General features: G+C 45.8%; 19 protein-coding genes. 12 read left to right on the top strand and 7 right to left on the bottom strand.

Features of this window, described 5'->3' with window-relative positions; translation table 11 throughout:
• Positions 1 to 217 precede the first annotated feature (217 nt).
• Complete coding sequence (locus ACLWMH_RS05925; RefSeq protein WP_411915786.1) at positions 218 to 490, bottom strand: hypothetical protein; 273 nt, start codon at positions 488 to 490, stop codon at positions 218 to 220.
• Between the two features lie 412 nt (positions 491 to 902).
• On the opposite strand from ACLWMH_RS05925, the gene ACLWMH_RS05930 reads away from it, so the two are divergent.
• Positions 903 to 3,080, top strand: a complete 2,178-nt coding sequence (locus tag ACLWMH_RS05930) for an ATP-dependent Clp protease ATP-binding subunit (RefSeq protein ID WP_411915787.1) — start codon at positions 903 to 905, stop codon at positions 3,078 to 3,080.
• Positions 3,081 to 3,156: 76 nt separating this feature from the next.
• Positions 3,157 to 5,205: a molecular chaperone HtpG gene (gene htpG / locus ACLWMH_RS05935; protein ID WP_411915788.1), complete on the top strand. Its 2,049-nt coding sequence runs from the start codon at positions 3,157 to 3,159 to the stop codon at positions 5,203 to 5,205.
• A 189-nt stretch (positions 5,206 to 5,394) separates the two neighbouring features.
• On the opposite strand, the gene ACLWMH_RS05940 is transcribed toward htpG, so the two are convergent.
• The 4 genes from ACLWMH_RS05940 to ACLWMH_RS05955 form a co-directional block, all read right to left on the bottom strand.
• Positions 5,395 to 6,540 carry a metallophosphoesterase gene (locus ACLWMH_RS05940; RefSeq protein WP_411915789.1) on the bottom strand — a complete coding sequence of 382 codons (1,146 nt, stop codon included), beginning with the start codon at positions 6,538 to 6,540 and terminating at the stop codon, positions 5,395 to 5,397.
• 39 nt (positions 6,541 to 6,579) lie between these two features.
• Positions 6,580 to 8,016, bottom strand: a complete 1,437-nt coding sequence (locus ACLWMH_RS05945; RefSeq protein WP_411915790.1) for an MATE family efflux transporter — start codon at positions 8,014 to 8,016, stop codon at positions 6,580 to 6,582.
• A 200-nt stretch (positions 8,017 to 8,216) separates the two neighbouring features.
• Positions 8,217 to 8,783, bottom strand: a complete 567-nt coding sequence (locus ACLWMH_RS05950; protein WP_411915791.1) for an aminotransferase class IV — start codon at positions 8,781 to 8,783, stop codon at positions 8,217 to 8,219.
• Complete coding sequence (locus tag ACLWMH_RS05955; protein ID WP_411916234.1) at positions 8,783 to 9,778, bottom strand: aminodeoxychorismate synthase component I; 996 nt, start codon at positions 9,776 to 9,778, stop codon at positions 8,783 to 8,785. The genes ACLWMH_RS05950 and ACLWMH_RS05955 overlap by 1 nt, the downstream gene beginning before the upstream one ends.
• A 50-nt stretch (positions 9,779 to 9,828) precedes the next feature.
• Between ACLWMH_RS05955 and ACLWMH_RS05960 the strand changes: the two genes are divergently transcribed.
• From ACLWMH_RS05960 to ACLWMH_RS05995, 8 genes are all read left to right on the top strand, one after another.
• Positions 9,829 to 10,404, top strand: coding sequence for an anthranilate synthase component II (locus ACLWMH_RS05960; RefSeq protein ID WP_411915792.1), 576 nt, complete (start codon positions 9,829 to 9,831; stop codon positions 10,402 to 10,404).
• A gap of 212 nt (positions 10,405 to 10,616) precedes the next feature.
• Positions 10,617 to 11,588, top strand: a complete 972-nt coding sequence (locus ACLWMH_RS05965; protein WP_411915793.1) for an ROK family protein — start codon at positions 10,617 to 10,619, stop codon at positions 11,586 to 11,588.
• 518 nt (positions 11,589 to 12,106) lie between these two features.
• The gene (locus tag ACLWMH_RS05970) at positions 12,107 to 12,334 is read left to right on the top strand and encodes a 4Fe-4S dicluster domain-containing protein (RefSeq protein WP_411915794.1); all 228 of its coding nucleotides are present in this window, start codon (positions 12,107 to 12,109) and stop codon (positions 12,332 to 12,334) included.
• A gap of 38 nt (positions 12,335 to 12,372) precedes the next feature.
• Positions 12,373 to 13,461, top strand: a complete 1,089-nt coding sequence (locus ACLWMH_RS05975) for a 3-methyl-2-oxobutanoate dehydrogenase subunit VorB (protein WP_411915795.1) — start codon at positions 12,373 to 12,375, stop codon at positions 13,459 to 13,461.
• A 49-nt stretch (positions 13,462 to 13,510) separates the two neighbouring features.
• Positions 13,511 to 13,714: a hypothetical protein gene (locus ACLWMH_RS05980; RefSeq protein WP_411915796.1), complete on the top strand. Its 204-nt coding sequence runs from the start codon at positions 13,511 to 13,513 to the stop codon at positions 13,712 to 13,714.
• A gap of 21 nt (positions 13,715 to 13,735) precedes the next feature.
• Positions 13,736 to 14,497, top strand: coding sequence for a thiamine pyrophosphate-dependent enzyme (locus ACLWMH_RS05985; RefSeq protein WP_411916235.1), 762 nt, complete (start codon positions 13,736 to 13,738; stop codon positions 14,495 to 14,497).
• Positions 14,498 to 14,527: 30 nt separating this feature from the next.
• A complete protein-coding gene (locus ACLWMH_RS05990; protein ID WP_411915797.1) occupies positions 14,528 to 15,082 on the top strand; it encodes a 2-oxoacid:acceptor oxidoreductase family protein in 555 nt (184 codons plus the stop codon).
• A 532-nt stretch (positions 15,083 to 15,614) separates the two neighbouring features.
• Positions 15,615 to 17,153, top strand: coding sequence for a hypothetical protein (locus tag ACLWMH_RS05995; RefSeq protein WP_411915798.1), 1,539 nt, complete (start codon positions 15,615 to 15,617; stop codon positions 17,151 to 17,153).
• Here the strand turns inward: ACLWMH_RS05995 and ACLWMH_RS06000 are convergent.
• A complete protein-coding gene (locus tag ACLWMH_RS06000; protein ID WP_411915799.1) occupies positions 17,150 to 17,386 on the bottom strand; it encodes a hypothetical protein in 237 nt (78 codons plus the stop codon). The genes ACLWMH_RS05995 and ACLWMH_RS06000 overlap by 4 nt on opposite strands.
• A gap of 75 nt (positions 17,387 to 17,461) precedes the next feature.
• A complete protein-coding gene (locus ACLWMH_RS06005; RefSeq protein WP_411915800.1) occupies positions 17,462 to 17,788 on the bottom strand; it encodes a hypothetical protein in 327 nt (108 codons plus the stop codon).
• Positions 17,789 to 17,889: 101 nt separating this feature from the next.
• On the opposite strand from ACLWMH_RS06005, the gene ACLWMH_RS06010 reads away from it, so the two are divergent.
• Both ACLWMH_RS06010 and ACLWMH_RS06015 read left to right on the top strand, forming a co-directional pair.
• Positions 17,890 to 18,258: a hypothetical protein gene (locus tag ACLWMH_RS06010; RefSeq protein ID WP_411915801.1), complete on the top strand. Its 369-nt coding sequence runs from the start codon at positions 17,890 to 17,892 to the stop codon at positions 18,256 to 18,258.
• Between the two features lie 11 nt (positions 18,259 to 18,269).
• Positions 18,270 to 19,106, top strand: coding sequence for a chromosome partitioning protein ParB (locus tag ACLWMH_RS06015; RefSeq protein ID WP_411915802.1), 837 nt, complete (start codon positions 18,270 to 18,272; stop codon positions 19,104 to 19,106).
• The last annotated feature ends 64 nt before the right edge of the window (positions 19,107 to 19,170 follow it).

Raw genomic sequence — 19,170 nt, forward strand, 5'->3', positions numbered from 1 at the left:
TTTTACCTTTGCCTACGAGGGAATAAGATGGTATTGGTTCGACCGCCGTCGGTTTAAAGCCCTTGGCAGGCTGATTGAGTATATCGATTAGCCTGCCTTTTTCTATAGCCGTCAGCTCGGAAGTAAGAGAAGTTTTTTATCTTTGCCTACGAGGGAAGAAGATGGTATTGGTCCGACCGCCGTCGTAGTAAAGCCCTCGGCAGGCTGATTGAGTATATCAATTAACCTGCCTTTTTCTATAGCCGCCCGGAAGTGAAAGAAGTTTTATATCTTTGCCTACGAGGGAATAAGATGGTATTGGTTCACCCGCCATTGGTGTAAAGCCCTTGGTCGGCTGATTGAGTATATCAATTAGCCGACCTTTTTCTATAGCCGCCCGGAAGTGGAAGAAGTTTCGTATCTTTGCCGGCAGAAAGAGGCAGATTCGAGTTCCCGCTACGACGGCGGAGCTGCTACTCTTCGTGGTTCCGTTCTGATGACCCTCTGCCACATTGGTAGCGTGTGGTAAGCCTATCGCGGGTACGGCTGCTTCTGCCTCTTTCTTTTTCTATGAAACTTTTCCCGGGACGTCGCGAGTTAATACTTTTCGCTGACTGCCTTCAGCTCCTATCCCTGAGAGAAAGGGCATCTGATCTTTTAAAAGATGCTTTTAACACCATACACTACTGCAGTTAAGAGTCTGCCGACAGCCCCATTTTATCCTTTTTAGACGGATAAAAAGAGAGATCAAGCCCACTACAAGACAAGATTAAGCAGAAGTAACAGAAGGAGGACTCTATAGGGGAGATTCTGTCCGACTTGATATATTGGTACACTTGTTGCATCTAATCTAACGAGGACTGCCGAGACCATTTAGATGCACCAAAACACAAAGCGGTAGAAAGGCACCTCACAAAGGAAAAATGAAAAGAAAAGAAGAACTAAACACATTCCATACTCCTCAGCAGGAAGAGGACAGCAAACTACTCTTAACTCCGGAGAACGGCCTGCAAGACGGCTTCGATGATCCTGATGAAGGGGATGAGAGCGACGAAGATCCTTCTTACAATGATAATGCGGCTCCCGGGAATCAGCAAGAAAATCCCCACCGACCTCGACGGAAGAGAAGTGCATTAGACACTTTCTGTACCGATCTATCGGGTAAGGCTGAGCGCCGAGAGCTTGATCCTATGATTGGGCGCGATAAAGAGCTGGATCGTATGATGCTGGTATTAGCACGCCGTAAGAAAAACAATCCCGTGCTGATCGGTGAACCGGGAGTGGGAAAAAGTGCTATTGTAGAGGGATTAGCCAACAGAATCGCCGAAAAGAAGGTACCCTTAGCCCTTTTGGACAAAAGGATTTATGCTTTGGATACGGCTCAGCTGATTGCAGGCAGTAAGTATCGTGGCGAATTTGAGGATCGCTTGAAGAAAGTGCTCAAAGAGGTAAAGCAGAATCCTAATATCATCCTATTCATCGATGAGATACACACCATCATAGGAGCAGGACAAGCCGAAAACTCCATGGACATGTCCAACATTATCAAGCCGGCACTTGCCCAAGGAGAGCTCCGTTGTATTGGCGCTTCTACCCTAACCGAGTATGCCAAAACCATTGAGCGTGACGGAGCTTTAGAGCGCCGCTTCCAAAAAATTATAGTGCCGCCTAATACAGCCGAGGAGACCTATGAAATTTTACAGCAGATAAAGCCCATTTACGAAAAGTATCATGGCGTATCCTACAATGAGGATGCCCTCAAACTCGCCGTAGAGCTAACTGACCGCTATATCAACGAACGTTTTTTCCCCGACAAGGCCATTGATGTAATGGACGAAGCAGGGGCAGCTACCGGTATGGCACACAAACTTCCGCCTACGCACCGATTGGAAGAGATCGATCAGGAAGTAGCTTTCTACAAATCAAAGCAAGATGAAGCAGTCCGAGACAACAACTTCGAGCTTGCAGCCGCTTGGCGCGACAAAGCCCGCAAAGTGGAAGAAAGCAAAGAGGCTATGCTTGAGGATATCAAAAAGCAGAATGTGAATTATGAGGTAACCGGTGACGGAGTTGCAAAGGTAGTAGCCTCTATGGCCGGAGTGCCTATGGAGCGCATCGCCAAGACGGAAGCCAAACGTCTCCGAGAGCTTAATCAGTCCCTTGCAAAGGATGTAATCGGCCAAGATGAGGCAGTCGACACCATGGCGCGAGCCATACAGCGCAACCGCTTAGGGCTACGTAATGAGAAGCGACCCATCGGCAGCTTCCTCTTTTTGGGTCCTACAGGAGTAGGGAAGACTTTTCTTGCAAAGAAGCTCGCTGAGCAACTATTTGGTAGTGAAGAGGCTTTGATACGAGTAGATATGAGCGAATACTCTGAGAAGTTCAATGTATCGCGCTTGATCGGTTCACCTCCCGGATATGTAGGATATGAAGAGGGCGGACAACTTACCGAAAAGATACGCCGTCGCCCCTACTCAGTGATCCTATTGGATGAAATAGAAAAAGCGCATCCGGAGGTATTCAATATTCTTCTGCAGTTGCTCGATGAAGGTACACTGACTGATGGGTTGGGCCGAGTGGTAAGCTTTAAGAATACGGTAATCATTATGACCGGGAATATAGGGAGCCGTCGCTTGAGTGAATTTGGCAATGGTGTAGGCTTTAGTGCCGACAATGGGACTATTGATCAACGGACCTCTCGGGGCATTATTGAGAAAGAGCTTAAGAAAACCTTTACGCCCGAGTTCCTCAACCGTTTGGATGCAGTGATTCACTTCAATAGTCTCGACAAACCCTCTATTCGTCGTATTATAGACAATAGGATCGCTGAAATAACTGAGCGGATTGAGCGTCAAGGCTACCATATTAAGGTGAGTGAACCTTGCCGCGCACTTCTTACGGAGAAGGGCTTTGATCCTAAAAATGGTGCCCGCCCCGTAAACCGTATTCTCCAAACGGAGATTGAAGACCGCCTAACTGATCTCATCCTGGATGAGACCATCAAAGCAGGCGATACGATAAGCTTCACCGTAAAGAACGGAGAAGTGAAGGCACTCGTTACCTGTCAGAAAGATGAACCTATGGCAGTAGAAATGTAAATTAGTACACATCTATAAAACATAAAGTCTGTTGCTCTATGAATGCCTATCATGGAGCAACAGTTTGTAACACACTATGAAGAAAGGTCAAATAGGGGTTACTACAGAGAATATATTCCCCATTATCAAAAAGTTTCTCTACAGCGACCAAGATATATTCCTCCGAGAGATCATATCCAACGCTACGGATGCCCTCTCAAAGTTACAAGCCATTGCTGAAAAAGATAGTGAGATTGGTGAATTGGGTCAATTAGCCGTACATGTTGCTTTGGACCAAGATGCCAAAACACTCAGCATTACGGATAATGGGATCGGCATGACTGAAGAGGAGTTGGATCGCTACATCAACCAAATAGCCTTTAGTGGCGCAGAAGATTTTCTCAAAAAATATGAAGGTGCCGATGCATCCATCATTGGGCATTTTGGCTTAGGATTCTACTCCTCCTTTATGGTTTCTCATAAGGTTGAGATAGACACGCTTTCCTACAAAAAGGATGCACAAGCTGTGCATTGGTCTTGCGACGGGTCACCGGACTACCAGATGAGTCCCTCACAACGCACTACCCGAGGCACTACTATTACCATGCATATAGATGAAGAGCATGCCCACTTCTTGGAAAAGAGCACTATTGAGCAATTACTCTACAAATACTGTCGCTTCCTGCCCTTCCCTGTCTACTTCGGTAAGAAAGAGGAGTGGAAGGATGGCAAAATGCAGCCTACCGATGAGGATAATTGCATCAATGAAGTAGCCCCACTTTGGACAAAGAAGCCGAGCGAGGTCACGGATGAGGAGTATAATGAGTTCTACCAAACCCTCTTTCCCGGCAATGCGCAGCCGCTCTTCCGTATTCATCTCAATGTAGACTACCCCTTCAAGTTACAGGGCATACTCTATTTCCCGGAACTCAAAGAGGGCGTTATACCCCAGAAAAATAGTATAAGCCTCTACTGCAACAGGGTATTTGTCACGGATGAGCTTGAAGGCGTACTACCCGAATGGCTTAAATTAATGCATGGGATTATTGATTCGCCCGACATTCCGCTTAATGTAAGTAGATCGTACCTACAGAAAGATCCGTCGGCCCAAAAAATATCCTCACACATAAGCAAAAAGGTAGCCGATAAACTTGAAGAGCTATTCCGCTCTGACCGCACTGCTTACGAACAAAAGTGGCGCACGCTTGAATTCTTCGTACACTACGGAATGATTACCGACGAGAAGGCATACGAGCGTCTCAAACCGGCATTACTATTCAAGGATTGCGATGGCAAACGCTTCTACACCTTAGAAGAGCTGAAAACACTTACCGCAGCTTCACAGACCAACAAAGATGGCGTGCTCGTCGAATTGTATGCCACAGATGCTACCACTCAGTACCTTCCCTGCAAGCAGGCTACGGATAAGGGGTATGTAGTACTACTGATGGACAGCTATTTGGCACTTCCGTTTATCAATCACTTGGAGGAAAAAGAAGAGAAACTTCACTTCACCCGTGTAGATAGCGATTCGATAGACAATCTCATTGGTGGAAAGGATACTGCCCAAGCCTCTTCGGAGGAGACAAAGCCATTGGAAGCACTTTTCCAAAACACCATCCCCGATGTGGAGAAAGCACACTTCATAGTGGAAGTAGCTGCATCTGCCAACTCCAATGCAGCCCCTACGGAGCTTGTACAAGATGAGTGGATGAGAAGAATGAAAGACATGAGTCAATTCCGCGAAGGAAGCGACTTCTATAGTGAACTACCCGACAGCTATCGTCTGATTATCAATCCTAATAACCCAATCGTAGCACAGCTCAACGAATCCCTGCACAGTGAGGAGCTTAAGCAGGCTTTCTCCGAACTGGCAGCTGCCGAGAAAGCTCATGCCGATTGGTTTGATGCCAATAGGCAGAAGAAGGAGGACGAAATGACAGATGAGGAAAAGCAGGAGCGCACTCGTCTCAATAATGAAAAGAACGAAAAACAGGATGCCGTGAATGTGCTATTGCAAAAGTTTGCAGAGGCACATACTGAGGTATCGCAGCTTTGGGATCTTGCGCTACTCTCCCGCTCTCTTCTCTCAGGCGAGCGACTTGCTAACTTCATCCGGAGAAGCACGGAGCTTTTGAATAAATAAGCTACCTAATCCAGTGGTCAAATAAGAGATCACTTAGGCTTCCCGGCAGCCATACAGCAAAAGATACAGATCTTTCGTTTGAAGGATCTGTATCTTTTATTTAAATGAATTATTTACACCTATGGATTGAGGGATAGGAATGTGTTGAGAAATCTCTTTTACAAGGTCCTACTTTGCGTATTGTACGCTCTACCTATCCACTCCAAACTGTAGATCTACAATCACTATTTCACTGCTGGTACCCACACGAATAGCCGGTCCGGCGGCTCCCACTCCCGAAGATACGTAGAAGTGCGTATTGCCGCGTCGCTCATAACCATAAGCCAAAGGATAGTAGGCTTCAACCACCCACTTAAAGGGCCAAATTTGCCCATCGTGCGTATGTCCGTAGAGTGCTAAGTCGACCCATTGCGTAGGGAGTAGGTCCAATTCATTCGGTTGATGCTCAAAGTAGATAATGGGAAGCGAGTAGTCTATTTCTGACATGATCTCTGCTGCATCCTTTCGGTGTCGCTGTGTAGCATCGTCTCTACCAACGAGGTAGAAGCTGTGATCTATTAAAACGGCTGTATCGACCAATAAATTGGCATGACAATCCTTAATCCACTCTATTTTCTGCGAGGTATCCGCACGATAGTCATGATTACCCATTACCACATACACCCCCAAAGGGATCTCCGACGCCAAGTCTTGCATCAAAGGCACTATATCCCCATCATAGCCGTACCGGCTGTAGTAGTCAAATACATCTCCCCCGACTAAAACTATATCGGGCTGCTGACGTATAATGCGATCTACCATCTGCCGAATATGTCTCGGACGTATAGACTCACCAATGTGTATATCCGATACAAAAGCTATTCGCACACTATCCCGTGTAGAGCCACTTTGCTTTGAAGTAGACAAAGATAAATGCTTCACTTTAGGGTGCGAAACAACATATAACCCCTTTCCGACCACTACTAAGGCACCTACCAACACGACCCCAAAAGCTATGTACCGAATTACCTGCTTTCTGTGGAGAGGACTACGGGCAAACCACTTAATCGTATAACGGTCAACAAATGCCAATAACTCGCAGAGCAGCACGCCCATCGTCGCATAGAGAGCCGCAAAGTAATAAGTATTGCAAATAGTTAGTATCCAGCTCATTGTACTACTACTGAATGACTTAAAAAAGAAAAGTCCGGTCAGATAAAGTATCAATACAGCCGTAATAAGGGAGTAGAAGAGATATTTCAGCCACCGAATGGGGGCTAATGCTTTTCCTCCGCGCCACAAGAAGAGCGCATTAAAAAGAAATAATGGCCAAAAAGCCTCAACATAAACGGACATAGCTATCAGTAATGGTTTTGGTTATACAGTATGCTATTGCTATTCACTATTCTTAGGCACTTCATTAGGCTCTACCCGACTGTAGGTTTTCCGTATGCGAGGCATAAAGAATAGGATCATTCCTATAGCGGTCACTCCGGAAAGCACATCCGCCACCGGCATAGCAATCCATACGCCCATAAGACCATAAATACGCGGGAAAATAATTAGCCCGGGAAGCAGGTATATAAGTTGTCGTGTAAGAGATAGAAACATGGCCTTACCACTGTGCCCTATTCCTTGGAAAAACTGCACACTGGTTAGCTGACAGGCAACCAGGGGGAAGCACAATAAAACGATCCCGAAAGCCATGTAGGTAAGCCTTGCCAAATCAGGTCCGGGATTAAACAAATCCACAAATATAGAGGGTTTGAGTAAAGCAATGAGCAGCCCTATCGTCGCAGACGTTACATTAACCAACAAAGCACACTTATAGGCTTTTATAGAGCGGTCTATTTTGCCCGCCCCAAGATTAAAGCCTACAATGGGCTGCATACCCATAGACACCCCTAACATAAACTGTATGAATAGCTGTACAATACCCAAAATAATCGCATAAGCAGCCATAGCACTAATAGTCTCTGCCTCCGTTGCTCCATACTGCGCAAACGCACGATTGAACGTAGTACTAACCACTGCCCCGACTAAGTGCATGGCAAAAGGTGCCACTCCAACCGATATAATCTGAATAACCATCTGGCGAGAAAACTTCATACCCTTCCTTGTCAGATGGACGACAGAGCGCTTATCGAAGAAGTGACTCATTACATACACAGAGGTGGTAATCATCGAAATAACGGTAGCCCATGCAGCTCCGGCTATACCCCAGCCAAAACCTAAAATAAAAATAGCATCCAATACTATATTCATTACCGCCCCAATGAGCATGGAATACATTGCCTTTGTAGGATAGCCTGAGGCTCGCATCACGGCATTGAAGATAAAAGCCAGGTCGGAGAATATATTAAAGGGAATGATGATCCTCAAATAGGCCTTAGAATAGGGAATAATTGCATCATTACCACCGAAAAGCCTCAGGAGAGGATCCATAAATATGAGCGCCGCCACACAAAGAACGATGTTCATCGCAATGGTAAGTATCAGTGCATTGCCTAATATTTGCTCCGCTTTATGCAGCTCTTTACGTCCCATCAGGATAGAGACCCGCACCGATGTACCGGCACCTATGAGCAAGCTAAAAGCCAAAAGGAATAGCAATATAGGGAAGCTAATCCCCAATCCGGCAATGGCCAAGTCTCCCGCAGCTTGACCAATAAACACTCTATCAACTACATTGTAAAGCGCATTGACAACCGTGCCCACGACTGAAGGCAAGGCATACTTGAATAGCAGTGGAGGTATTGGCTTATACTCAAGATCATGCAAGCGGGATGCATCGGAATCTTTCAAGTGTCCTTTTGTAGTAACTTCGCTCATTCGTTGTATTATTTTTTCTTTCGTAGTTACCCGCTACCTAATAATGAGTATACCTCGTAGTGAATAATACTATTGCCTTGTCTTATCTCGGTTTTAGTTGTACAGCCTTCAATAGCCGTTACCTACCTCTCTTGTCTAGCCCATGCTTAGGGCCTTTAATGTAATACAAAGATACCAAAAACAAAAAAGTGCACATGCCTTCACACAGAGCGCATAGCATTAATAAATCGGATGAGACTATATTGCTTTAGCTCGGACAAAGGGATATCTCGGGGCGTAAGAAACCCCTGATCGATAAGATACGCGCGTCTCACCCCTTCCAGCAAGGGCGTAAGTGGCGTGTACCACTTTCCATCCTGTAGTAAGGCCAAATTACTAAAGCTGCTATCTGTCAGTAGCCCATCGTCATTGACAAGAAGTACCTCATCGGCACCACTTTGTGCCCTCAACTCATCCAGCACACGCCTATCGGCACTCTTGTAGCTGTATGTATAGCCTGCAGGTAGCCGCACAGGCACTACAGAGCGAATGGGGCGATAACTATACTCCGCGAAGCTGATCTCTTCAATTTCTTCCCGATAGAGAATGCGACACTTTACCACCTTTTGACCTAATTCTTTGGGCATTATCTGCACCAAATCCGGCAAACAGGGAGGAATAAACCCTTTTGCTAATCCGGTTCGGTCCATCCGTTGTATATGGTAATGCAATAGTTGAGGCACCCCAAAGAAGATTCGGATACTTTCGATAAATAGTTCTTTTATCATCAGACGGGAATATATATTTTCTCTATCACCTCTTTATACTCATCTTCCGCTTTACTGTTAATAGTTATTCCGCCTCCACTATGGAAATAGAAAGCGCCATCCCCTTGTTCCTCAATAAAGCGTATCATTACGGCAGACTCTAAGCAGAAGCCGTCGAAATAACCAAATACTCCTGAATAATACCCCCTCGGCTCTGTTTCAGCTTCTTGTATAGCCCTTATCGTAGCCTCTTTGGGAGCACCTGTGATACTACCGGCAGGGAGCAAGGTTCCCAAGATAGTACCCAACCGATCCAAAGTATCCGTGGGCAGTGTGGCACTAATGAGCGAAGAAACCTGCAGTAAACCGCCATTTTGCGTTTCTATCCTATCAATGTACCGAAACTTATTAACCTGTACCCGCTGCCCTACTCGCGCCAGATCACTACGCATTAAATCAACTATTGTGTAGTGCTCCGCAGTTTCCTTATAGCTACTCAATATCACCTCCTCAGCATTTGGAATAGAAGCATCTATAGTACCCTTCATAGGACAAGTCTCTATGCGGTATTGACCCCCTGTATCAGGCCTAATAGAAACGAAACGCTCAGGAGAAAAACAGACAAAGCGACCGGGCACATAAAGCTTATAGGGCGCTACGGCATACTGAGCAATAGTTTCGAGACTACAATCTATCTCTATAGGAGTGGCTATCGTTAGATTAGCAAGAAAACTATTCCCCACAGCCAAAGCCCGATGTATTTTATTGAACTGCTGCTGATAGATAGCAAACTCACGCGGATTGCTCCTCAAAGCGAGGTGAAAAGAGCACCTCCCCATATTGGAGGGCATATTGCTAAACTCTTGCACCTTATAAAGTACACTCCGCTGTTGCTCCGGATAGGGAATAAGAATTCCCACCCGCACCTCATAGTCAACCGCAAACAAAAAAGGGGTGCGCTCATGCCCCAAGCGGTTCATTTCGTCAAATAAATTCGTTGCAGTAAGCGTAGTCATCATCATTTTCAATGCTAAGACGAGACAAATGTACTACCTTTGCGACAACTATGAGGAAAGTACTGATAGCAGATTGTCACGATTCATTCGTTTTCAATGTAGTTGAACTACTACGTAATATAGAGGATTGCGCAATAGAGGTACTCCCTACAGAGTATACGACAACTATGGATCTCTCATCCTATGACGGGATTATATTATCACCCGGCCCATCTACTCCGCAGGAAACTGAGGGCTTATTTCCCTTGCTGTCACGTTGCTACACAACCCATTCCATCTTAGGTATCTGCTTAGGCCATCAGGCAATTGCCCACTTCTTTGGGGCTAAGCTACAGCAGCTCCCCTCCCCCCTGCATGGTCATGGCGAGCAATTAACGGATATAGCCAAAGACGAACTACTTTTTACTCATTATCATGCTACTAAGGTGGCCCGGTACCATTCGTGGGTGATAGAAAAAGACACTCTACCCAAAGAGCTCTGTATAACAGCCTTGGCACGCAGTGATAAAAGTATCATGGCCATCCGACACACCTCGCTACCTATACGAGGGGTACAATTCCATCCCGAAAGCTATCTTACAGAAGAGGGCGCTGATATGCTTCGTGCTTGGATTCAAAGCATATAAAAGACATTGGCATTTCTACAGAAAAATTAACCTCTCCATGAGTGGTGCTTTTCACGGGATCTCATTTTCTCTCCTTCCCTACTGAACTTCTATTACATTTAGCCAAGAATCATTACATACTCCCTCATATATCTTATAACTATTTTATTTCAGTATAGTTTCAGTAAAATAATTACCTTTGTGGATGTATTTTATTGCATCATAAAGACAATATGGAATTAGAGTACGTTGTAGGAATTGACGTTGGTGGAACGAATACTGTATTTGGCATCGTAGATGCAAGAGGCACCATTATAGGAAGTGACTCAATCAAAACAAGAGCGTATGGTACAGAGGTTAAGGATTATCTAGACGCTTTAGCAATAAGTATCACACAGCTGATAGAGACCTACAACGTGAAGGGAAAAATTAGAGGTGTGGGCATAGGAGCTCCCAATGGAAATTACTATACCGGAAGGATTGAATTTGCTGCAAACCTACCCTGGAAACACTCTATAGCCATATGCAAAGAGCTAGAGCAACGCATCGGAATACCTGTACTCCTAACTAACGATGCCAAAGCAACCGCTATCGGAGAGATGACCTATGGCGCAGCTAAAGGGATGAAAAACTTTATGCTCATCACTTTAGGAACAGGCATTGGCAGTGGAATTGTAGTTAATTCCAAAGTGGTATATGGGCACGATGGCTTGGCGGGAGAGCTGGGGCACTTTGTAATACGGCGCAACGGACGGCCCTGCGGCTGTGGACGTAAAGGATGCTTGGAAACCTACTGCTCAGCAAACGGACTGGCACGCACGGCAAGAGAACTTCTGGAAACACGCTCCGACAGCTCTCTATTGCGTAACACAGCAATAGAAGAGATTACTTCTCAAACTGTCTGCCAAGCAGCCCTCGCCGGCGACAAACTTGCAAAAGAGGTTTTTGATATTACCGGCCGCATACTGGGAGAAACACTTGCCGATTTTGTAACATTCTCTTCCCCTGAAGCCATTATTCTTTTCGGAGGGTTAGCACAAGCCGGAGATCTGCTTATGCGACCGGTAAAAAAAGCCTTTAACGAAAACCTAATGCGCGTATACAAAAACACCAAGCTACTCTTTTCGCAGTTGTCGGGAGCGGATGCAGCAATATTAGGTGCTTCAGCTTTGGGCTGGGAAGTTACCCGAAAGCAAAGGGAATAAAAACAGTCTCATTTTCCCACGAGCCATTTGGACTGCGCGCTTTAAGCGGGTTAGTTAGCAAAGTGCTACCAATGAGCCGCAGAGAACGCTCTGACGCTGTAAAATCTTTCCTTTTCATAAGGAGGCTTTGCAGAAAGCTTTGAGATACCTTACACCCTATAAATATAATTCGGGGACAGCTTCCACGTCTATTAAGCGAGCCCGATTGTCAATTTTAATACCGCAGATATGGTATTGTGCCGAGGTCTCTTTAGTATAGTACACCCTATCTGTAGACTGCTTTACGCATAATTCTCTGTTTCTTTGGTATTGCTCTTGATAATACACCCCAAAAAGAGCAGAAAACACTCATTTTGCCATCTTCATTTAGCAAGATTGAATTCTTCTTTAATACAATAAAAAAGCCTATCGCAATTTGTGGGTATAAGGAAAAGATTTTGTACCTTTGAAGCGAACGCATAACCATTAGGTTACGTGCAAAAAGTAAAGACATACAAAATATAAAATAGGAGAAAAATATGGCGAAAGTAAGAGGAGCAATCGTAGTCAACGAACAGCGTTGCAAAGGCTGCAACTTGTGCGTTGTAGCATGTCCGACCAACACCATTTCATTACATCCGACTGAGATGAATGACAAAGGGTATCATTACTGCTACATGAGTAATCCGGAAGCCTGCATCGGCTGTGCAAGCTGTGGTATGGTTTGCCCGGATGGCTGCATTACCGTATACAAGGTAAAACTTTAAATCTAAGAAAGTAAGAGAGACAAAAAGAATAACTCGATATGGCGAAAGAAGTAAAACTAATGAAAGGCAACGAGGCGCTTGCTCACGCAGCAATTCGTGCCGGTATAGACGGATACTTTGGCTACCCTATCACTCCCCAATCTGAGGTACTGGAAACGCTCAGTACTGAAAATCCTGAAGAAACGACCGGCATGGTTGTACTGCAGGCTGAGAGTGAAGTAGCTTCTATCAATATGGTTTATGGAGGTGCAGCTACCGGAAAGAAGGTAATGACTAGCTCTAGTAGCCCCGGTATAAGCCTTATGGCGGAAGGAATCAGCTATCTCGCAGGTGCTGAGCTGCCCGCTTTGCTCGTAAATGTAATGCGTGGAGGTCCCGGATTAGGTACTATCCAGCCAAGCCAAGCTGACTATTTCCAAATGACTAAGGGCGGTGGCCACGGTGACTACAGACTGATCGTACTTGCTCCTAATTCAGTGCAGGAGATGGTCGACTTTGTAGACCTTGGTATTGAACTCGCATTTAAGTATCGCAACCCGGCTGTCATTCTTGCCGATGGTATCATTGGCCAGATGATGGAAAAGGTGGTTCTTCCCGACTTCAAACCCCGTCGGACAGATGAAGAGATTAAGGCGCAATGCCCTTGGGCTACCACAGGTGCAACGAAGGATAAGCGTCATATCATCACTTCACTTGAGCTTGACTCAGCTGTGATGGAGCACAACAACGAACGCTTCCAAGAGAAATACCGTAAGATAGAGCAAAACGAAGTACGCGTAGAAGAATACATGACCGAGGATGCTGATTACATTCTTGTTGCATTCGGTTCTTCGGCTCGTATCTGCCAGAAGGTAGTACAAGTAGGTCGTGCCGAAGGGCTCAAGATCGGTCTTGTACGTCCTATCACGCTTTGGCCGTTCCCCTATGATACCATCCAACGTTTGTCCAAGACAAGCAAAGGAATGCTTTCTGTTGAGCTAAATGCCGGGCAGATGATTGAAGACGTTAAGATTGGTTGCGAAGGCAGAGTTCCTGTAGAGCACTACGGACGTATGGGCGGTATGCTCTTCTCTCCGGAAGAAGTTCTAGAGGCTTTGAAAGAAAAGATCATCAATAAAAAGAACTAATATAATAGTTGCTGACCTCTGAACTACTATTGGGTAATTATTAGGCGCTATGGGATTTCCCGAGAATAAGACTACGGATAAATGGGCTGTATGGGCAAGAGTAGCTGATATACTCTTCTATCTTTTCGCTCTCGCCATGATAGTTGTCTTCTTTCTCACCCGACACACAGCTCCTTGGGCTTTCCTCTACGTAGGAGGCGTTGCCCTTATAGCAAGAGTGGCAAGCTACATCATTAGACACAATAAACGATAAGTAACTATTATGGATACAACGATAGACATTAAAGAAATTATCAAGCCTGAAAACTTGGTATATCAGAAGCCACGGCTTCTTAATAATAATACAATGCACTACTGCCCGGGCTGTAGTCATGGCGTAGTACATAAGTTGGTGGCAGAGGTAATCGATGAGATGGGCATGGCAGAGAACTCTATCGGTATTGCCCCCGTAGGTTGCTCTGTATTCGCCTACAACTACATCGATATAGATTGGCAGGAGGCTGCTCACGGTCGTGCACCTGCATTAGCCACAGCTACTAAACGTCTCAACCCGACAAAGCTCGTATTCACCTATCAAGGCGATGGTGACCTCTCGGCTATCGGTACGGCTGAAACATTACATGCTTGCAACCGCGGAGAAAATATCGTTATTATCTTCATCAATAATGCCATTTATGGTATGACCGGTGGTCAGATGAGTCCTTGTACGCTTCTGGGTATGAAGACGACAACTTCTCCCTACGGACGTAAAGCAGAAAAGCAAGGCTACCCATTCGTTATTTCTAAGCTGCTTGCTGAGTTGGATGGTACCTGCTATGTAACCCGTCAATCAGTACACAACGTAGGCGCTGTTCGTAAGGCTAAAACAGCACTTCGCAAGGCTTTTGAAAACTCAATGGCCGGGAAAGGCACTTCTGTTGTAGAGTTTGTCTCCACTTGCAACACAGGTTGGAAGATGAGTCCCGAAAAAGCCAATGAATGGATGGTTGAAAATATGACAGCCAAATATCAATTAGGCGATCTGAAGGACGAATAAAGCCCATAACCGTATAAAATAGGAATTGTAATGACATACGAAATTGTTATAGCAGGATTTGGGGGACAAGGCGTCCTCTCTATGGGAAAGACCATCGCATACTCCGGTATGATGGAAGACAAGGAAGTGAGCTGGATGCCATCCTATGGTCCCGAGCAACGTGGTGGAACGTCCAATGTGACTGTAATTGTAAGTGACGAGAAAGTAAGCTCTCCCGTACTAAACAGTTACGACATCGCTATTACGCTGAACCAGCCCTCTTTAGACAAGTTCGCTCCTCGCGTAAAGAAGAATGGTATTCTCATCTACGAGCCTAATGGTATCCACACTATTACGGATCGTAAGGATATCAACATTTACGAGGTAGATGCTACGGAAATCGCAAATGCGATGGGTAACGACAAGCTATTCAATATGATCATCTTAGGTGGTCTGCTGAAGCTTGTGCCTTTCGTTAAGTACGAAAGCGTTATTACCGGTCTTAAGAAATCTCTTCCCGAGCGTCACCACAAGCTTATTCCTCTGAATGAGGAAGCTATTAAGCGTGGTATGGAAGCTATTAAGTTGATTCACGCTGCTGAATAAGAGCGAATCTACTACGACACATTAGACGAATAGAGAAATTTCGTCTTGTAAGATAGGAGTAGCTAATTACTATTGGCTACTCCTTCTTTTATATAGCCTAATGAGCAACCTCATTTGCTATATTTAAGCAAAGCAGAGTACTGCATATTATTCATTCCATTCATATTTTAATCCAACATAACAGATATAGTGCGATACTAAAGCTAAGAGGAATATGCAATCACTATAAATATGGAGGGAAGGTTTGCATATTACCAATAAATGGTTACCTTTGTGTGTGTTTTTCATAGTATTAGATTTAAGGTTGGAAAGGGTTTGTCGTGAGACAAGCCCTTTCATTTTTTAATGTAAACGGCACACAAATCGTTTCTCTTCAGCACACACCGGTGCTCACGGAGCTGTGTATCCTTAAAGTTTATATTCCCCAAGGCAGTACGACCGCAAGCACCTCAACAACCTATCCGAACTGGATAGGCGTATCGCACGGCTATTTGACCAAACCATCAACGAAATAGCCCGCTGGGGTATCCTCATGGACAAGCCAATAGGCGATAAGCCTTTCAGCTTTGCCGACTATCCGCACATCAAGAAGCGAATGGATCAACTATTTGACCAATTCAAAAGCCAAACAAGTACCGCTATTCGCAACTCATTAGAGCGTGAAGACGCACTCTCAGCCGACAAGGCGGCCGACTTAGCCACCTATTACGGACAAGCCCTCAACGCTCAACGCTCCGCAGTAGTACAGCAAATCGCCAACCGCATCGTAGGCGGCATGAACCTATCAGAGCGCATTTGGCGCATCTCCGACTCATTCTACAAAGAAATAGAAACAGCCCTCGACATTGCCCTACGAGACGGCACACCGGCTGACCGTTTGGCTACAGAGCTCAAGCAATACCTCCGCCACCCCGACAAGCTTTTCCGCAGAGTACGAGACGAACACGGACAGCTCCGCCTCTCCAAAGCCGCTCAAGCCTACCACCCCGGCCAAGGCATCTACCGCTCAAGCTTCCGCAACGCACGCCGACTGGCCGTGACCGAAACGAACATGGCATACCACGCAGCCGACCACGAACGCTGGCAAGCCTTAGACTTTGTACTCGGCTACGAAGTGCAAGTCTCAGGCACTAACCCCAACGTATGCCCCCTCTGCATGGAGTTAGCAGGCAAGTACCCGAAAGAGTTTAAGTTTGTCGGCTGGCATCCGCACTGCCGCTGCCACGCACTGCCCATACTCGAGAAGCCGCAAGCCTTCAAAGCACGACAACAAGCCCTCCTCAGAGGCGAACGCATTCCACCCATTGGCGTAGTCAAAGCACCGCCCGACAACTTCACCGCACACCTCGCCAACAACACCGACCGCATCGCCTCCGCACAGCGCAACGGCACGCTCCCATACTACCTGCGTGACAACGTACGTACGGTTGACACATTTCTCGGCACAAACATAGAAGAGGGGCTACTACTTAATGATGCAAAGCACATCGCAGTGAAAGCCAGAGAGGTAGGCCCAGAAGTGCAGTCGATCGCAGAGAACATCGCTACACGATATGGAGCAAATTGCACACCGATAAACTACAAGAGTGTAGGATCAATAGTGCGCAAGGTAAAGACAGAAAGAGACGACATGTCATCCTACGCAGTGACGCAGCTTAAGGATACTGTACGAACAACAATCATTGCAGACAGAAAGTCTATTGACGGCATCATAGACGACCTAAGCGACAACTACAAAGTCAGGGCATTAGGGAGTAAAGCAATAAAGATACAGACGGCAGACAAGTATTTGGGGTACACCGGAACCATTGTGAACCTAAGAACATCAAGTGGTTTGGTGGCGGAGATACAAGTAAATACTCCGAAGATGATCTATGCAAAAGAACCTCCAGAGATAGCTCAAGCTCTTTTAGGAAAAACTTTATGGGATAAGATATACAAAGAGACTGGAGTTGAGGGCGGACTGGGTCACAAGCTCTACGAAGAGCTTAGAACCCTACCTAGAACATCTCAAAAATATAGAGAATTAAAGCAGAAATCTATCGAGTACTATGCGCACTTCCAAGACTAGAAGCAGTCATACGTTTCTTTGGAGACAATATCTCCGGCGAGCGTACACTCAAATGCAATCTCATCACTTTGTTTCCGCATCGTTGTTGTCCCGCCAACACTCATTGCGCCCTTTGTTTCCACCATATCTCCAAAACTCGGTGAGTAATGAACTCCTCTATTGGAATAATAGTCAATGATATAAGCATCACGACCAGCCGTAAGCTGTTCGTAAACGTAATCTAAGTTGCACATAGTATAATTCAATTAACTGCAATACAAAGCTACAAACTAATCTAACAAAAACAAAATGAACAGAGTCAAGCTACCTTACCAAAGACGAGAGCAAGCCACCAGAGCTACAACAATAGATGCAACAAGCGATACGCACGCAAGGATGAACCCAAGCTTCTTATAGTCGATAGGATTACGCAAGCGAGGATTCCAAGCAAGGTACGAAACCCCATACTCAGTAAGAGATGCGTACAGTATCTGATACCCTTCCAACCACGCAACACGAATTAATCCCAGTCGCTCAAGATTAATGCACGCAAGACGGCATCTATCCTCAGACAGAGCCAATGAAGAGTCTTTCCAACCTAAGGAAATCTGCCGTAAAACAATACGTTCATCCTTACTCAATTGAATTCTATCCATACGAAGCAAATACTTACCGCACCAAAGATACAAACTAACAACAACACAAAAACAAAACACCGAACAAAATGAAGCAAACTAACAACCAATAATACAACACTATGAACGAGATAGTCATACAGATACCAATCTACAAGACAGACGTACTTATCTATTGGGGAGACCGCAAGGGACTATACAAAGCCGTCAAGCGGAACTCAGACAAGGCGACAGCGAGCGAGGTCATCGAGGAGGTCGCACCACCCACCGAGGGGTTAACAGTCATGACCTCGGGGCATACGATAATCATATACCTCGCATCGCCACCACGAGACCCAAGAAGCGGGGCTATACTCATTCACGAGCTGAGCCACGCCACGAACTTCATCCTTCAAGAGGTCGGCATACCCCACACGGAGGACACCGAAGAAGCATACACCTACCTACTAGAGTACCTCACAAGAGAAACACTAGACCGAATAACCAAATAGCCAACAACACTATGAACGACAACATACAGCACGACACAGACGGAGAACCCGAGGAATACAAACTCTTCGTGGAGAAATTCAAACCCAAGAAGACCACAGACGACTGCTACACACCGCCCGAAGTGTACGAAGCAGTTAAGCAGTGGGTACTGGAGGAAGTGCCAGAGATTAGAGAGCTTCGCATTGTACGCCCATTTTATCCGGGTGGAGACTACAAGGCGGAGGACTACTCAAACGCAGTTGTGATAGACAACCCACCATTTAGCATACTCGCAGAGATTAAACGCTTCTACTTAGAACGAGACGTGCCGTTTTTCCTCTTTGCACCTGCACTTACTTTGCTAAGCTCAGGCGGCACAAGGCTTACAAGCATTGTTGCCAATTGTGAAATTATATACCACAACGGAGCGAGAGTAAAAACGAGCTTCGCTTCAAATCTATTTGGAAACACCGCTCTCATACTTGCACCCGAGCTAACTCGTAGGGTCAAGGAGGCGCAGCAGGCTGTGAAAGCTCCAAAATCAAAGCCACGATACGAGTACACACCCAACGTGGTCACAGGAGCCACACTCTGCAAGTACGTCGACCGAGGGGTAAGCCTACGAATTCCAAGGGAGGAGACGCACTTCACGGAGGCATTGGATAGCCAACGCAAGGTCGGCAAAAAACTCTACGGCGCAGGCTTCATCATCAGCAACCGAATAGCCAAGATACTACAGAATGCCCCAAAGGAGCTACCCACGTACTGGGAGCTATCCGACAGAGAACGAGAGATTGTCCGAAAGCTCAGCTCAAGCGAGGAGCATCAAGCCGAGAGAAAAAGCAGCGAAACGCCAAAGGAAAGCTAACCGAAGCGGACGAGTTTCCGACATTTGTGCAATTTCCTCAAATTGAACTATTTAGAACACTATA

It is taken from the genome of Porphyromonas miyakawae (genome assembly GCF_045865415.1).
Lineage (GTDB): Bacteria > Bacteroidota > Bacteroidia > Bacteroidales > Porphyromonadaceae > Porphyromonas > Porphyromonas miyakawae.